The 13,913-nt window shown below is 61.7% G+C and carries 14 protein-coding genes; 7 read left to right on the top strand and 7 right to left on the bottom strand.

Going from position 1 to position 13,913, the window contains the following annotated elements; translation table 11 throughout:
* Window positions 1–42 precede the first annotated feature (42 nt).
* Complete coding sequence (locus tag JQ641_RS10430) at window positions 43–1,248, top strand: FAD-dependent monooxygenase (protein ID WP_211995886.1); 1,206 nt, start codon at window positions 43–45, stop codon at window positions 1,246–1,248.
* A gap of 833 nt (window positions 1,249–2,081) precedes the next feature.
* Here the strand turns inward: JQ641_RS10430 and JQ641_RS10425 are convergent.
* The gene (locus JQ641_RS10425; RefSeq protein WP_211995885.1) at window positions 2,082–2,264 is read right to left on the bottom strand and encodes a hypothetical protein; all 183 of its coding nucleotides are present in this window, start codon (window positions 2,262–2,264) and stop codon (window positions 2,082–2,084) included.
* 229 nt (window positions 2,265–2,493) lie between these two features.
* Between JQ641_RS10425 and JQ641_RS10420 the strand changes: the two genes are divergently transcribed.
* A complete protein-coding gene (locus tag JQ641_RS10420; protein WP_211995884.1) occupies window positions 2,494–3,006 on the top strand; it encodes a DUF1269 domain-containing protein in 513 nt (170 codons plus the stop codon).
* Between the two features lie 360 nt (window positions 3,007–3,366).
* On the opposite strand, the gene JQ641_RS10415 is transcribed toward JQ641_RS10420, so the two are convergent.
* Entirely contained in the window at window positions 3,367–3,795 is a 429-nt protein-coding gene (locus JQ641_RS10415; RefSeq protein WP_349628537.1) for a GNAT family N-acetyltransferase, read from the bottom strand.
* Between the two features lie 243 nt (window positions 3,796–4,038).
* On the opposite strand from JQ641_RS10415, the gene JQ641_RS10410 reads away from it, so the two are divergent.
* Genes JQ641_RS10410 through fabI form a run of 5 tightly spaced genes read left to right on the top strand, consistent with a single transcriptional unit; the run spans window position 4,039 to window position 10,429 of the window.
* Entirely contained in the window at window positions 4,039–5,139 is a 1,101-nt protein-coding gene (locus tag JQ641_RS10410; RefSeq protein WP_211995882.1) for an AI-2E family transporter, read from the top strand.
* 55 nt (window positions 5,140–5,194) lie between these two features.
* Window positions 5,195–7,423 carry a DUF3141 domain-containing protein gene (locus JQ641_RS10405; RefSeq protein WP_211995881.1) on the top strand — a complete coding sequence of 743 codons (2,229 nt, stop codon included), beginning with the start codon at window positions 5,195–5,197 and terminating at the stop codon, window positions 7,421–7,423.
* A 29-nt stretch (window positions 7,424–7,452) separates the two neighbouring features.
* Entirely contained in the window at window positions 7,453–8,424 is a 972-nt protein-coding gene (locus JQ641_RS10400) for a phosphate acetyltransferase (protein ID WP_211995880.1), read from the top strand.
* 5 nt (window positions 8,425–8,429) lie between these two features.
* Entirely contained in the window at window positions 8,430–9,644 is a 1,215-nt protein-coding gene (locus tag JQ641_RS10395) for an acetate/propionate family kinase (RefSeq protein ID WP_211995879.1), read from the top strand.
* Window positions 9,641–10,429 (top strand): enoyl-ACP reductase FabI, encoded by a 789-nt coding sequence (fabI, locus tag JQ641_RS10390; RefSeq protein WP_211995878.1) that lies wholly within the window; start codon window positions 9,641–9,643, stop codon window positions 10,427–10,429. The genes JQ641_RS10395 and fabI overlap by 4 nt, the downstream gene beginning before the upstream one ends.
* A 23-nt stretch (window positions 10,430–10,452) precedes the next feature.
* Here the strand turns inward: fabI and JQ641_RS10385 are convergent, their stop codons facing one another.
* The 5 genes from JQ641_RS10385 to JQ641_RS10365 form a co-directional block, all read right to left on the bottom strand.
* Window positions 10,453–10,911 carry a MaoC family dehydratase gene (locus JQ641_RS10385; protein WP_211995877.1) on the bottom strand — a complete coding sequence of 153 codons (459 nt, stop codon included), beginning with the start codon at window positions 10,909–10,911 and terminating at the stop codon, window positions 10,453–10,455.
* A gap of 11 nt (window positions 10,912–10,922) precedes the next feature.
* A complete protein-coding gene (locus tag JQ641_RS10380) occupies window positions 10,923–11,573 on the bottom strand; it encodes a 3-oxoacid CoA-transferase subunit B (RefSeq protein ID WP_211995876.1) in 651 nt (216 codons plus the stop codon).
* Between the two features lie 3 nt (window positions 11,574–11,576).
* Entirely contained in the window at window positions 11,577–12,224 is a 648-nt protein-coding gene (locus JQ641_RS10375) for a CoA transferase subunit A (protein WP_211995875.1), read from the bottom strand.
* 100 nt (window positions 12,225–12,324) lie between these two features.
* Window positions 12,325–12,927, bottom strand: coding sequence for a hypothetical protein (locus JQ641_RS10370; protein WP_211995874.1), 603 nt, complete (start codon window positions 12,925–12,927; stop codon window positions 12,325–12,327).
* Window positions 12,924–13,850, bottom strand: coding sequence for an alpha/beta fold hydrolase (locus JQ641_RS10365; RefSeq protein WP_211995873.1), 927 nt, complete (start codon window positions 13,848–13,850; stop codon window positions 12,924–12,926). Before JQ641_RS10365 ends, JQ641_RS10370 begins: the two co-directional genes overlap by 4 nt.
* Window positions 13,851–13,913 lie beyond the last annotated feature (63 nt).

Genomic DNA, 13,913 nt, shown 5'->3' with positions numbered 1-13,913 from the left:
CTGCTCTGGCGCAAAGGCATCCATATAAAAAGGTAGCAAGCTGTGAGAAATGCCGGAAAACCCAAGATCATCGTCGCCGGCGGCGGCATAGGCGGGTTGACGGCAGCGCTTTCGCTCATCAAGCGCGGCTTCGAGGTCGAGATTTACGAGCAGGCGCCGATCCTTCAGGAGATCGGGGCCGGTGTGCAGATCAGCTCCAACGGCATGCTTGTCTTTCACGAACTCGGCCTCGCTACCCGCGTCATGGAAGAGGCCGCGCATCCGGAGCGGCGTGAGATTCGGATGTGGAATACCGGCCAGGCCTGGACCGCTTTCGATCTCGGGACCGTGTCGGTGCAGAACTATGGTCACCCCTACGTCACCATGTTCCGGCCGGACCTGCTGGGTATCCTGTCGAATGCGGTGACGATTGCTGCTCCCGGCGCGCTTCGTCTGGGGCGTAGGGCCGTGGGATGCGAGACCGCAGGAGACCGCGTCATCCTGCGGTTCGACGACGGCAGCACCGCCGAAGGCGACGCGCTGATCGGCGCCGACGGAATCCACTCCGTGATCCGTGCAGGACTGCATGGTTCGGACAACGCCGAATTTACGGGCCTCGTTGCGTGGCGTGGCGCCATCCCGATGGCGAACCTGCCGCCTCGCCTGGCACGTTCGGTTTCGTCGAACTGGGTCGGGCCCGGCCGTCACATCGTACAGTATCCCTTGCGTCGCGGAACGCTGATGAACTTCGTCGGCGTGGTCGAACGCGAGGATTGGCACGAAGAGTCCTGGACGACACCGGGTTCGCATGCGGACATGCTCGCCGACTTCGCCGGGTGGCATGAAGACGTGCAGACGGTTATCGCAGCCATTCCCCAACCGTATCTCTGGGCATTGAAACTGCGCCATCCGCTTCCGTCATGGTCGGTGGGGCGGATCACGCTGCTCGGCGACGCCTGCCACCCGACGCTGCCATTCCTCGCGCAAGGCGCCGTCATGGCGATCGAGGACGGCTACATCCTGTCCCGCGCGCTGGAGGCGCACGGTACGGACGTCGCCGCGGCCTTCCGCGCCTATGAATCGGCCAGGTACGAACGCACGTCCCGCGTCGTCAACGGATCGGCCGAGAACACGAAACGCTTTCACAACCCGTTGCTGGGAGATCCGGCGACGGCACAGGCCTATGTGGAGCGCGAGTGGGCAGAAGACCGTCTGCGAGAGCGATACGACTGGTTGTACAGATACGACGCTACCGCCGTCGTGGTGTGATGACGTCGACCGAACCGGTCCAGCCAAATGCGAGGACACTCGTGGGCGGACATGCCGCCGAGATCGGTGATCCCGCCGCCGGTCACGGGCGCCAATCCGGGCAACTGCCGGAAATGTCGCTCAACACCGCTCCGGACGACTTACAGACCAAGCAGGCACTCGTGAGATATGACGGCATGCCCTGGAACCGGTCGGTTCTCGGCTGTCCATCGCTGCGTCCGTATTTCTACGGGAATGATGTGGCCCGCAAACCACAATTGCCGTGCGAGCGCTCAACACAGTCGCCCCCGCGATTGCGGCGAACCGAACGAATCAACTAGACCGCAAACGGGGCTGGGAAGCGGAGTAGGAGTATGAGAGTAGCTTCCCTAGAAAGTATCTTGACGGCGGCCACGCTGGTATCGGCCGTCGTTGTCGTGGTGTGGGGGATGAAGATTTTCTACGGCACGTAGGCGTGAACTACCGTCCGACAAGCGACCTCCGGCCAAGAAGAGGTTCGTGGCAATGACATTACTTCCGCGGCGGCGGAAGCTTCCTTTTCGAACTGCCAACCATTTGTAGGGCAGCGTGACGTACTGATCCTTGTTCGAAGTCTTCTTGCGAGAACAATCAGTTCAAGAGGGCTTTCTGGTTTTAACCCTCATGCATTTCAGCTCCTTTTTGATGATCGTGGCCTTGGCCGTGTTGGGCGTACAGCTGGCCTTTGCGCTGTATCAACTGGTCACGTTCGTGATCTGATCGGAAATTGCAAGGCAGCTCCGCAGGTATGGCGGAACAGGCCATTGTCGGATGTCTTCCATGACGCCTCATATCTGTCGGTCGCGTTCGCGGCGTCAATCACGCTTCGTACGCCCCGATTGCCGGTCCAGGCGAAGTCGTTGCGCCTTCATGCGCTTTATCTCTTCATCGAGAGCGTCCATTTCCTCAGTGCGTCGCACGTCCTTCGATTTCTGCGCATCGGCGCTGCGCAGTTTCTCGAGTGCTTTCTCGACGGAGAGTTTAGGTGTCTCAGCCATGGCTAACCCCATATCCGGGCGACAGTTTATCGCGTCGATCGATGGCGAAGCGTACTGCCTTAAGTCCAGCGCAGGGATTGATTTAGATCAACATGAATTGTGGAGCCGCTGGTGCGGCTTGCGCGCAATGTCCGCTGCCTGAAGGGCTCGGCTCCGCCTAATTCCTTGATGTAAATCAACAGGTCCGCAGTCAAATGTCTCCATTTGCTTGGAAAAAGGAGAATGGCCTATGAGTGACCTCGTCGTGATTGCGTTTCCGACGGAAGCAAAGGCAGAGGAAGTTCGGCAGAAACTGCTGGCCATGCAGAAGGAGTATCTGATCGAATTGGGCGATGCGGCGATTGCGGTGAAGGATGCCCAGGGACGCATCAAGCTCAATCAACTGATCAACACCACCGCTGCCGGCGCGGTCTCCGGCACGTTTTGGGGTACCCTCATTGGCCTGATCTTTCTGATGCCGCTGGCCGGTGCCGCCCTTGGCGCAGCCTCGGGCACGCTTGGCGGATATCTGACCGATGTTGGCATCGACGACAAATGGATGAAGGAAACCGCGGCTGCCATTCAGCCCGGGACGGCGGCGCTGTTCGTGCTGGTGCGGAAGGTCACCGCGGACAAAGTACTCGAGGGGCTCAAGGGTGAAGGTGGCACGGTACTGAAGACGTCCCTTGACCATACCAAGGAAGCGGCGCTGCAGGCGGCCCTGGCCGGAGTCCTGGCGGCTGCTCCGCCAGCGCCTTCCTGAGCGCATGACAGGCGTGGCATGCGACTGAATTTCCGCGGCTGGTCTGTTGCGGTTCTGGCTCTTGTTTCTTGTGCGTCACCGGGAGCGATGGCGCAGGTCCTTACGCCGTTCCGAAGTGAATCCCAGGCGCAGCGCCATTGTCCGGGGGAGACGATCGTCTGGCTCGATTTCGGAAGAGGGCGCTATTACTCCAAAGGCCAGAGGCGCTACGCGTCGGGAACGACCGGCAGCTTCGTATGCCGGCATGAAGCCCGGGATAGCGGCTATCGACGTTCGCGCCTGGGATTGAGATAGGCTCTGCGCCGCAGCTCGCCACGTGTCCTGAAACCAGTTTCCACGCGGCGCCGCGGTGCGTGATCCCTAAGCGAACTTCAGCGACAGATGGATTACCTGCGGGTCTCGGCGCGAGCCCGGCTTGAAGCCGAATTTTCCGAATACTTTTATCATCGCCGCGTTTTCGGGCAGAACTTCTGCCGTCAATTCCTGCAATCCGCCATCTCTGGCGAGCTTGACGAGATGACGCATCAGGATCGAGCCGACGCCGCGTCCCTGCCAGGCATCAATGACAACAAACGCCATCTCGGCGCACCCCGGTTCGAAGACAATGTACCGGCCGCCCCCGACGACGGCCTTGCGACCTGCTTCTTCGGCGAGCGCGACAATTGCGACGTGATTCTTGAAATCGATGTCCATGAAGAAGGCGCGCTCCTTGTCCGAGAAGTGGCGCTTCATCACGAAGAAGCGACGCTGCAGCGATTGGGCGCTGGTGTTTCCGACCGCAGCGAGCATGTCGGCTTCATCCTCCCGCCGAAGGGCGCGGATTTCGATTTCGCCGCCGTCGCGGAGAAGCTCACGTGCGGCGTAGTTGATGGCTTCGGACATGGCGCCTCGCATGCTGGCGGACAAGGTATCCGTCCCGTCTGACGATGCAGCCATCACTGGCCTACATTGGTTTGATCTGGATCAAGACTATTGCGCAGGCGTGGCCGGTAGGTTCAGGGCGCGTGCTCGCTCCCAGATGAAGGCGCATTCTTGAAAACCCTTCGCCAGTATTTGCCCGGAGATGATGTCATCCAGCTCGTGATCCGGCTTGGATTGCTTGCCTTCCTGATCTACTGGACCTTCGTTCTGATCCGTCCCTTCGTGCCGATCCTGACATGGAGTATTGTCCTCGCCGTCGCGCTCTACCCCGTCTTTGGCGCACTTTCCAGATTTCTCGGGGGGCGCCCGAGGCTCGCGGCGACAATTCTCACCCTGATCAATCTCGGCATCGTTATTGGGCCGGCGACCTGGCTTGGTCTGAGTGCCCTCGACGGAGTGAGGGAGTTCGCTGGAGGTCTGGGTGCTGGTAACCTGGTGGTTCCAACGCCGCCGGCGGCCGTCAAGGATTGGCCGCTCATCGGTCCCCAGCTTTACGAACTCTGGGCCCAGGCTTCCAACAACATTCGATCAGCGCTGCGCGAGGTTGCTCCCCATCTGAAGCCGGTGGCCGGCACGTTGCTCGCGTTCGCCGGCAATGCTGGTGTGGGTACGCTACAGTTCCTCCTCTCCGTGTTGCTGGCCGGGTTTCTGTTCCCCTACGGCTCGCAGCTCGTGGCGGCGGGCAGGGGATTTCTGTTTCGCATCGTGCCCGAGCAGAGCGAGCATTTCCTGGAACTGGCGGGGGCGACCATCCGCGCGGTATCCCAGGGCGTCATCGGCGTCGCCATCGTCCAGTCCTTGCTGGCCGGCATCGGATTCAAGCTGGCGGGCGTTCCAAGCGCGGGCCTGCTGGCTTTCGTGGTGATGCTCCTGACGATCGTGCAGATCGGTGCGGCAATCGTCCTGCTTCCTGTCATCATCTGGATCTGGTTCGACAAGGATTTCACCACGGCGCTACTGCTGACGCTGTTTCTCGGCATCGTCGGCGTGCTCGACAACATCCTGAGACCGCTGGTGATGGGGCGGGGCCTGACAACGCCGACACTCGTCATCTTCGTCGGGGTGATCGGGGGAACGCTCGCGCACGGAATTGTCGGCCTCTTTATCGGACCGATCATTCTCTCGCTCGCCTGGGAACTGACGGTGGCCTGGATACACGCCGATCGCGCGGCCGCAGCGTCATCGCCGGCTGATCGTCGAACGTTGACCTAAATCAACGTTCCCTGGCGCAAGACCCGTTGAATGAAGCAGACAATGAGGTCCGAACATGTCGACAGACACTGCAACGTCAGCTGGCGGCCCCATCTCAGGGGTTGTCGCTTCAGCCGTAGAATACATGGTCGATGCCGGACAAAGGAGCGTTCTCTTCCTTGACGTCATGCGTCAGCGGGGCGACCAGTACCGGGAACACCTTGCCCAAACCGCACCGCATGTTCTGCAATATTCGGCTGAACTGATCATCGACGGCCGCAAGCTCGATGAGCCGGTAAATTATGCGCTCGTGCGCATCATTCCGCCCAAAGACGTCGAGATCGATCTCGACCGCCGACCGTTCATCGTGGTCGATCCGCGCGCCGGGCATGGTCCGGGAATTGGCGGGTTCAAAGCGGACAGCGAAATCGGCGTCGCGATGAAGGCGGGTCATCCCTGCTATTTCATCGGCTTCCTGCCGGAACCGATGCCTGGACAGACAATCGAGCGTATCGCGCGCGCCGAGGCTGTCTTTATCGAGCAAGTCATCAGCCGACATCCGCAAGCCGACGGCAAGCCGTGCGTGATCGGCAACTGCCAGGCCGGCTGGGCCGTCATGATCCTGGCGTCGCTGCGGCCGGAGCTGTTCGGGCCCGTGATCATCGCTGGTGCGCCGCTTGCCTATTGGGCGGGCGTGCACGGCAAATATCCGATGCGCTACTCCGGCGGCCTTTTGGGAGGAAGCTGGCTGACCGCGCTGACGAGCGATCTCGGAGCCGGCAAGTTCGACGGCGCCTGGCTGGTGCAAAATTTCGAAAGCCAAAATCCGTCCAACACGCTGTGGACCAAGCAGTACAACGTCTACTCGAAGGTCGATACCGAGGCCGAGCGATACCTCGAATTCGAGCGCTGGTGGGGTGGACACGTCAACCTGAATGCCGAGGAGATCCAGTTCATCGTCGATGAACTGTTCGTCGGCAACAACCTCGCCGCCGGCCGGATTCAAATGTCCGACGGACAGATGGTCGATCTGCGCAATATCCGATCACCGATCCTGGTCTTCTGCTCCAAGGGCGACAACATCACGCCGCCGCAGCAGGCGCTGGACTGGATCCTCGATCTCTATGCCGACGTCGATGAAATCCGGACCTACGGGCAGACGATCGTCTATACGGTTCACGAAAGTGTCGGCCATCTCGGCATCTTCGTTTCCGGCGGCATTGCCAAGAAGGAGCACGCGGAGTTCTCCAGCAACATCGACCTGATCGACGTGCTGCCGCCCGGGCTCTATGAGGCAACTTTCGAGGCCAAGGGTGACGATACCACAAGCGCCGATATGGTCGTCGGTCAATGGGTGATGCGCTGTGAGGCGCGGACGCTTGACGACATCCGCGCCATGGGCGGCAATTCGCCCGAGGATGAGCGGCGTTTTGCTGCAGCCAAACGCGTGTCCGAGATCAATCTCGCCGCCTACCAGAAGTTCCTCCAGCCGTTGATCAAGCGCCTGGTGACACCACAGATGGCGGAGACGATGCGCAATTTGCACCCTCTGCGGATGCAGTATGAGGCTTTCAGCAGCCTGAATCCTTTCATGTCCGCGATCAAGTCGCTTGCGGAGAGGGCGACTGAGGAGCGCAAGCCGGTGTCGACGGACAATCCGTTCATGGCGTTCCAGGAGCAAGTCTCCAAGCAGATCGTTCATGCGCTCGACAGCTGGCGTGATTCGCAGGAGGCGCTCAGCGAGGCGATCTTCCTTGCCGTCTATGGCTCGCCGGGGGTTCAAGCGGCCGTCGGTATCGATCCGCAGTCGGTACCGTCGCGGCGGCAGGAAATGTCGGCCAAGCACCGCCAGATGCTGGAGGCCCGGATCGCCGAACTGAAATCCAGGATCGGCGAAGGAGGTCTTCGAGAAGCGGCGCTTCGGGGCCTGCTCTATGTCGGGTCGGCGCGAGGCATGGTGGACGAGCGCAGCCTTGAAGCGCTGCGTAACGTTCGCCGGAACGACAAGGGTGCGCGGCTGACGCTGTCCGAGTTCAAGACACTGGTCCGCGAGCAGTTCTTCATGTTGCTGCTGGATCGTGAGAATGCGTTGGCCGCCATCCCGAAAATGTTGCCTGATAACGCCGACGCCCGGCGTGCGGCCTTCGCCGCGATCCGCGAAGTGCTGTCCGCCAGCGCCGCGATATCGGGTGAGGTCGCCAGCCGCCTGCAGCGTGTCGCCGAACTGTTCGGCGTCGACGCCACGGAAATGTTGGAGAGGACCTCCAACGTTGCCCCTTTCGATCCCAAGGCGAAGGCCTCGTAGCGAAGGTTGGACGAGATCGGAGCAGCACCATGAGCGTCACGGCGGCCGATTCGAGCGGAGCGCGGTCTCCCAGCAAATATGACCGCTTGATCGTAGCGGCCCAGGCTGTGCCGGCCGCTCGGACCATCGTTGTGCATCCCTGCGATGAAACCTCGCTACGCGGCGTCACCGACAGCGCGGCAGCGGGCATCATCCTGCCGGTGTTGGTCGGTCCCGAAAAGAAAATCAGGGATACGGCCAGCAAGAGCGGCCTCGACATTTCCAACTTCGAGCTCGTCGATGCCGCACATAGCGAGGAGGCCGCGGCAAAGGGCGTCGAACTCATTCATGCGGCCAAGGGCGAAATGCTCATGAAGGGCAGCCTGCATACCGACGAACTGATGCGCAGCGTCACGGCCAAGGTGGGTGGCCTGCGAACCGACCGCCGGATCAGCCATGTCTTCGTGATGGACGTGCCGGCCTATGCCGAGACGCTGTTTGTAACCGACGCGGCCATCAACATCTTTCCCGACCTCGATGCCAAGCGGGACATCATCCAGAACGCCATCGATCTCTATACGCAAGCCGGCTTCGGCAGGTCACCGCGTGTGGCGATCCTGTCGGCGGTCGAAACCGTCACCGGCAAGATCCCGTCGACGATCGAGGCCGCGGCGCTCTGCAAGATGGCGGATCGCGGGCAGATCACCGGCGGCGTGCTCGACGGACCGCTTGCCTTCGACAACGCGATCGACATGGAAGCGGCTCGGATCAAGGGGATCAAATCCAAGGTCGCCGGCCGGGCGCAGATCCTGCTCGTTCCCGATCTCGAAGCCGGCAACATGCTGGCAAAGAATCTGGCTTACTTCGCCAAGGCGGATAGTGCCGGTATCGTGCTCGGCGCCCGGGTGCCGGTCGTCCTGACGTCGCGTGCGGACACAGCGCGCGCGCGAATGGCTTCCTGCGCGGTGGCCGCGCTTTATGCACATGCAAGGCGCCAACATGCGCCGACAGTTGCCGCGTGATCGCCATGGACACGATCCTTGTCGTCAATGCAGGCTCCTCCAGCGTCAAGTTCCAGATATTTTCGGTCGAGGGAGAGGGAAGACTACAGCGGCAGATCAAGGGCCAGGTGGATGGCATTGGCAGCCGTCCGCGACTTCGAGCGAGCGGCGCGAATGGCGATTCGCTGGCCGACCGCGCTTACCCGATCGAGAGCATGCCGGACGTTCCAGCCGCGTTGGCTACCGCGGGTGACTGGTTGCGGAATGAACTTCGCATCAATCCTATGGCGGTCGGACATCGTGTCGTTCATGGCGGTCCGGACCATGACCGGCCGGTGTTGATCGACCATGGTGTCGTGTCTCGGCTGGAGCGGTTCATTGCCCTGGCCCCGCTTCATCAGCCGCACAATTTGGCGCCGATCCGCTCGCTTCTCACCAATTTTCCAGCTCTTCCGCAGGTGGCCTGTTTCGACACCGCGTTTCATCGTACCCATGACGCGGTCGCCGACCACTATGCGATCCCGCATCAGCTGTACACGGAGGGCGTGCGACGTTATGGATTTCACGGTCTTTCCTACGAATACATCGCGAAAGCGCTGCCGCAAATCGCGCCTGATATCGCCAAGGGGCGGGTGATCGTCGCGCATCTCGGAAGCGGCGCTTCAATGTGCGCGCTGAAGCAAGGACGCAGCGCCGAAAGCACCATGGGATTCACGGCCCTCGACGGGCTTTCCATGGGAACGCGCCCGGGACAGATCGATCCCGGCGTCGTGCTCTATCTCATCAGCGAAAAGGGAATGTCGGCATCCAACGTCCAGGATTTTCTGTATCGCGATTGCGGCTTGAAGGGCCTTTCCGGCATCAGCAACGATATGCGCGAGCTGGAGGGAAATCCAGATCCACGTGCAAAGCTGGCGGTCGACTATTTCGTATACCGGATCGGTCTCAATGCCGGCATGCTTGCCGCCGCATTGCAGGGCGTGGACGCTTTCGTCTTCACCGCCGGTATCGGGGAAAATTCGGCTCGAATTCGGGCCAGTATCGTCAACCAGCTTGGATGGCTCGGCGTCGTGCTCGATCCGGCCGAGAACTCCCGCCACGCGCGGCTGATCTCGCGGTCCGACAGCCGCATTCCGGTCTATGTCGTGCCGACCGACGAGGAGTTGATGATCGCGCAGCACACCTTGTCCCTGCTGTTGAACAGGCCGTCGCCCAACCCCAGACATGAGAGGGTGTCATGATCCCCGTATTTCCGGATTCCAAGGTTGCCCTGAAGGGCAAGAAAGGCCTGATCGTCGGCATCGCCAACGACCAGTCGATCGCCTGGGGATGCGCGAAGGCATTTCGTGCGCTCGGGGCGGAGCTCGCCGTCACCTATTTGAACGATCGCGCGAAGAAGCACGTCGAGCCGCTTGCACAGGCGTTGGAGGCGCCGATCTTCATGCCCATGGACGTCATGGTCGAAGGCCAGACGGAGCAGGTGTTCGAACGGATCGGGAAGGAATGGGGTCAGCTCGATTTCCTGCTGCACTCGATCGCCTTCTCACCCAAGGAGGCACTTCACGGACGCGTCGTGGACGTCAACCGCGACGGCTTCCTCAAGACGATGGACGTCTCGTGCTGGTCGTTCCTGCGAATGGCCCATCTGGCCGAACCTTTGATGAAGAATGGTGGAACCATGTTCACCATGACTTATTATGGCAGCCAGATGGTGGTCGAGAACTACAACGTGATGGGCGTGGCGAAGGCCGCGCTTGAAGCTGCCGTCCGCTACGCGGCTGCGGAACTGGGCCCGAAAGGCATCCGGGTTCACGCGATCTCTCCGGGGCCGCTCGCCACGCGCGCCGCATCGGGGATTCCCGAGTTCGACGAGCTGATGGACAAGGCGCAATCCAAGGCGCCGGCGCGCAGTCTCGTCAGCATCGACGATGTCGGCAACGCCACCGCGTTCCTGGCGCTCGATGGCGCCAAGCTGATCACGGGTGGTGTCCTTTACATCGACGGCGGCTACAACATCATCGATTGAGCGCGATCGTACCGGCGCACTATCTAGCGATAGTGCAGGGCAATCAGCTCGGCGACGCAGGCCGGGCGCTTGCCGCCTTCGATCTCGATCACGAGGTGATAGTTGACGCGCAGCCCGTCCGGCGGCACGTCCTCCGCTTCGGCGACCGTGACACGGCCACGCAACCTCGAGCCCGCCGGGACGGGTGACAGATACCGTATCCTGTCCGCACCGTAGTTCAGCGTATTACGCAAGCCCTTCAGGCCAATGACCGACCGAATGAAGAGCGGCGCGAGCGCGAGCGACAACAGCCCGTGGGCGATGGTGGTGCCACCAGGCAATTCCTTCTTCGCACGTTCCTGGTCGACATGGATCCACTGCTCGTCACAAGTTGCTTCCGCAAACTGGTTGATTCGCTCTTGCGTGATCTCGATCCAGTCGCTGGCGCCGATCTCGGTGCCGATAGTGGATTTGATCTCGCTGAAGTCGCTGAATATCCGCATCTCCTGCCTCGTCAGATCTGCATTTCCGGAACGGCGTTGGGAATGACGAGATCGGCCTCGGTGACGGCCACGACTTCGCCGACGCTGACGCCTGGCGCGGTTTCCACCAGGGTCGCCTTGCCGTCCGCGAAGGCGATCACCGCCATGTCGGTCACGACCAGGTGGACCGGTCTTGCCGAGGTCAATGGCAGGGTGCATTTGGCGACGATCTTCGATTTCCCCTTCGCGGCGTGCTGCATGGCGACGATGACCCGCTTGGCGCCGCTGACGAGATCCATTGCTCCGCCCATTCCCGGGACCATCTTCCCGGGGATCATCCAGTTGGCGAGAAGTCCGTGCGCGTCGACCTGCAGGCCGCCCAGCACCGTCACATCGACATGGCCGCCGCGGATCAATCCAAAGGACATCGCGCTGTCAAAAGTGCTGGCGCCCGGCAGCGCGCTGATCGGTCGGCCGCCGGCATCGGTCAGCAGCGGATGAGCCAACCCTTGCTCCGGTATGGGGCCGGTGCCGATCAATCCGTTTTCCGACTGGAAGAAGACCTTGAGCCCGGCCGGAACGTAGTTGGCGACCAGCGTCGGAATACCGATCCCCAGGTTCACAAGGTCGCCGCTACGGAGTTCCTGTGCGACACGCCGGGCGATGATTGCTTGTGCATCCATGGTTCACCCGTTCGTAATGAGGTAGTCGACGAGCGGCGCCGGGGTCACGACGTGGTCGGGTGCGATGACGCCAACGGGCACGATGTGTTCTGCCGTCACGATCACGGTGTCGGCGGCCATCGCCATGATGGGATTGAAGTTGCGTGCCGTCAGCGCGTAGGTGAGGTTGCCGAGGTAGTCCGCCAGGAAAGCGTGAACCAGGGCGAACTTTGCGCGCAGCGCGGTTTCGAGCAGAAACGTCGTTCCGGCGACCTCGATCTGGCGTTTGCCTTCGGCAACCAGCGTGCCGACGCCGGTCGGCGTGAGCACACCTCCGAGGCCGCAACCACCGGCACGAATGCGCTCGACAAAGGTCCCCTGGGGTACGAGGTCGATGGCGACCTGCTTGGCCAGCATCTGCTGCTGCGCCTTCGGGTTGAGACCGATATGGGTCGCGGTGAGGCGCGATACGAGCATCGCATCGAACAGTTTGCCAACGCCTTTCCCGGGGACGGCTGCGTCGTTGCTGATCACCTCAAGGTCGGTCTTGTTCTGTCTGACGACTTCGTCGAGCAGGCGTTCCGGCGTTCCGACACCCATGAATCCGCCAACCATGATGCTTGCGCCGGGGGGGATCATCGCAACGGCTTCTTCAACGGAAACGGCCCTCATGATGAAACTCCGATCAGCAAGCGATCCATGAAAGGGCGGACGCAACGGTGATGTTGATGACGGCCGCCAGCGCTCCTTTGATCTGCATCAAGGCTTTCCGCTATTCCGCGCGGTGGATGGTGATACCGACGCTTTCGAGCGCTTCCGCCCATAGCTTGCCAATCTCGGCATGACGCCGTTCAAGGGCTGCGCTCACGGTGTCGCGAAACGGTGCGAGCTCGACACCCTTCAGGAAGACGATCTGCGCCTGCAGCAGGCGGCTGCTTTCGAATTCGATGCGGCGCAGCGCCATCACGAAGGGATCGTCGGCGTTGGCTTCCACCGGGAGCAGGGCGGCCGGCCGAATGCCGGCATGCACGGCATGCGCGAGCGTCGCAAGGCCGGTCGCTGCCGCCAACGTACGGTCCGAGATCCCTTCGATCGGCGCCGGAAGCCATGCCGTCTCCCAGGCCGCCGCCATGTAACCCACGGCCAGGTCCGGCACCCACGAGGTCGCGCGCAGCAGCAGCGAAATGATTTCGGTCTCGCGATAGAGCTGCGCATTCAATTCGGTTTGCCACGCGGACTCGAGTTTCGTCGGCAGGCTAAACGCGAACTGCCTCGCCAATGCGCCGTGAGCGCAGATCAGGAACGTCGCGACCCGCGTCTGCTGACGCGGCGGCACACGGCCGCCGGGGTCGAGTGGTCCGAAGAACCCGCTCATGATGTCGGCCTCGGCGTAGGGATCGCGCGCAGATGATCGTAACCGGGCGGAAACGGCTCAAGCACGCCACCTGCTTCCTCGGGGGCGATCCACACGGCCTTGTTGCCGTGCCAACGGCCGGCAAGGACGTCCTCGGCAAAACGCGCGAGCAGATCTGCCGTAAGCGCCGGCTTCTCCAGGGTGAAGGCGTGATAGGCGCGAGGTATGATCACGAGCGAGCTGTTGGGAATGTGGACGCGCAGGGTTTCGTGCAGGGCGCGTGGCGTCAGAAAGTCGAACTCACCGTTCAGGATCATGGTCGGCACCGCGATTGAAGCAAGCTGCGGCGTCAACGGCTCGAAATCGAGGAAGGATTCCATCAGGTTCTGCAGGGCGTAGACGTCGTTGACCAGCCAACCCTGTCGCTTGACGCTGTCGAGCTTGTCCAGCAGCGGCTTCAACCATTGGTCCGACAGGTTCATCGGCAGCAGAAGATCCTGAAGATAGCTGGTGCCGCCGAGGATCAGCCCGGTGCGCATGGCGTTGCCGAGCAGAAGAAGCTGCGGCGAGAGTTCTGCAAAGCAGCTCATCGGCACCAGTCCGGAGAGCCGCTTGCCATGCGTAATGGCATAGCGTAGCGCGATCAGGCCACCGAAGCTGATGCCGCTGAGAAAGACAGGACCGTCGCCGAGCTCGCCGATCAGGAGAGCAAGGGCCGCGACCTGGTCATTCTGGCTGATGAACAGGGCCGGCTTGTCTGAAGTACCCTGGCCGAGGAGGTCGAATGTTGCGACGCGAAATCGCCTCGCGACCAGCGCGTCGCGATAGGCTGCCCACAGCTCGGCATATTGCGTGAGCCCATTCACCAGAACATAGGCGGGGGCGTTGGCGGGGCCGTCGAGCTCGTAGCGGATTCGATACGATCCGTGGCGGAGGAAGGGCATCGCTGCGACCCGGTGCGAGTTTGTGCTGGCAGGGTTACCCGCCGCGTCTCAATTCCCTTGAGT

Source organism: Bradyrhizobium sp. JYMT SZCCT0180 (assembly GCF_018130165.1).
In the GTDB taxonomy this organism is placed as follows: Bacteria; Pseudomonadota; Alphaproteobacteria; order Rhizobiales; family Xanthobacteraceae; genus Bradyrhizobium.
Note: the sequence above shows the minus strand (reverse complement) of the source record. Positions and strands in the feature narration are given on the sequence as shown.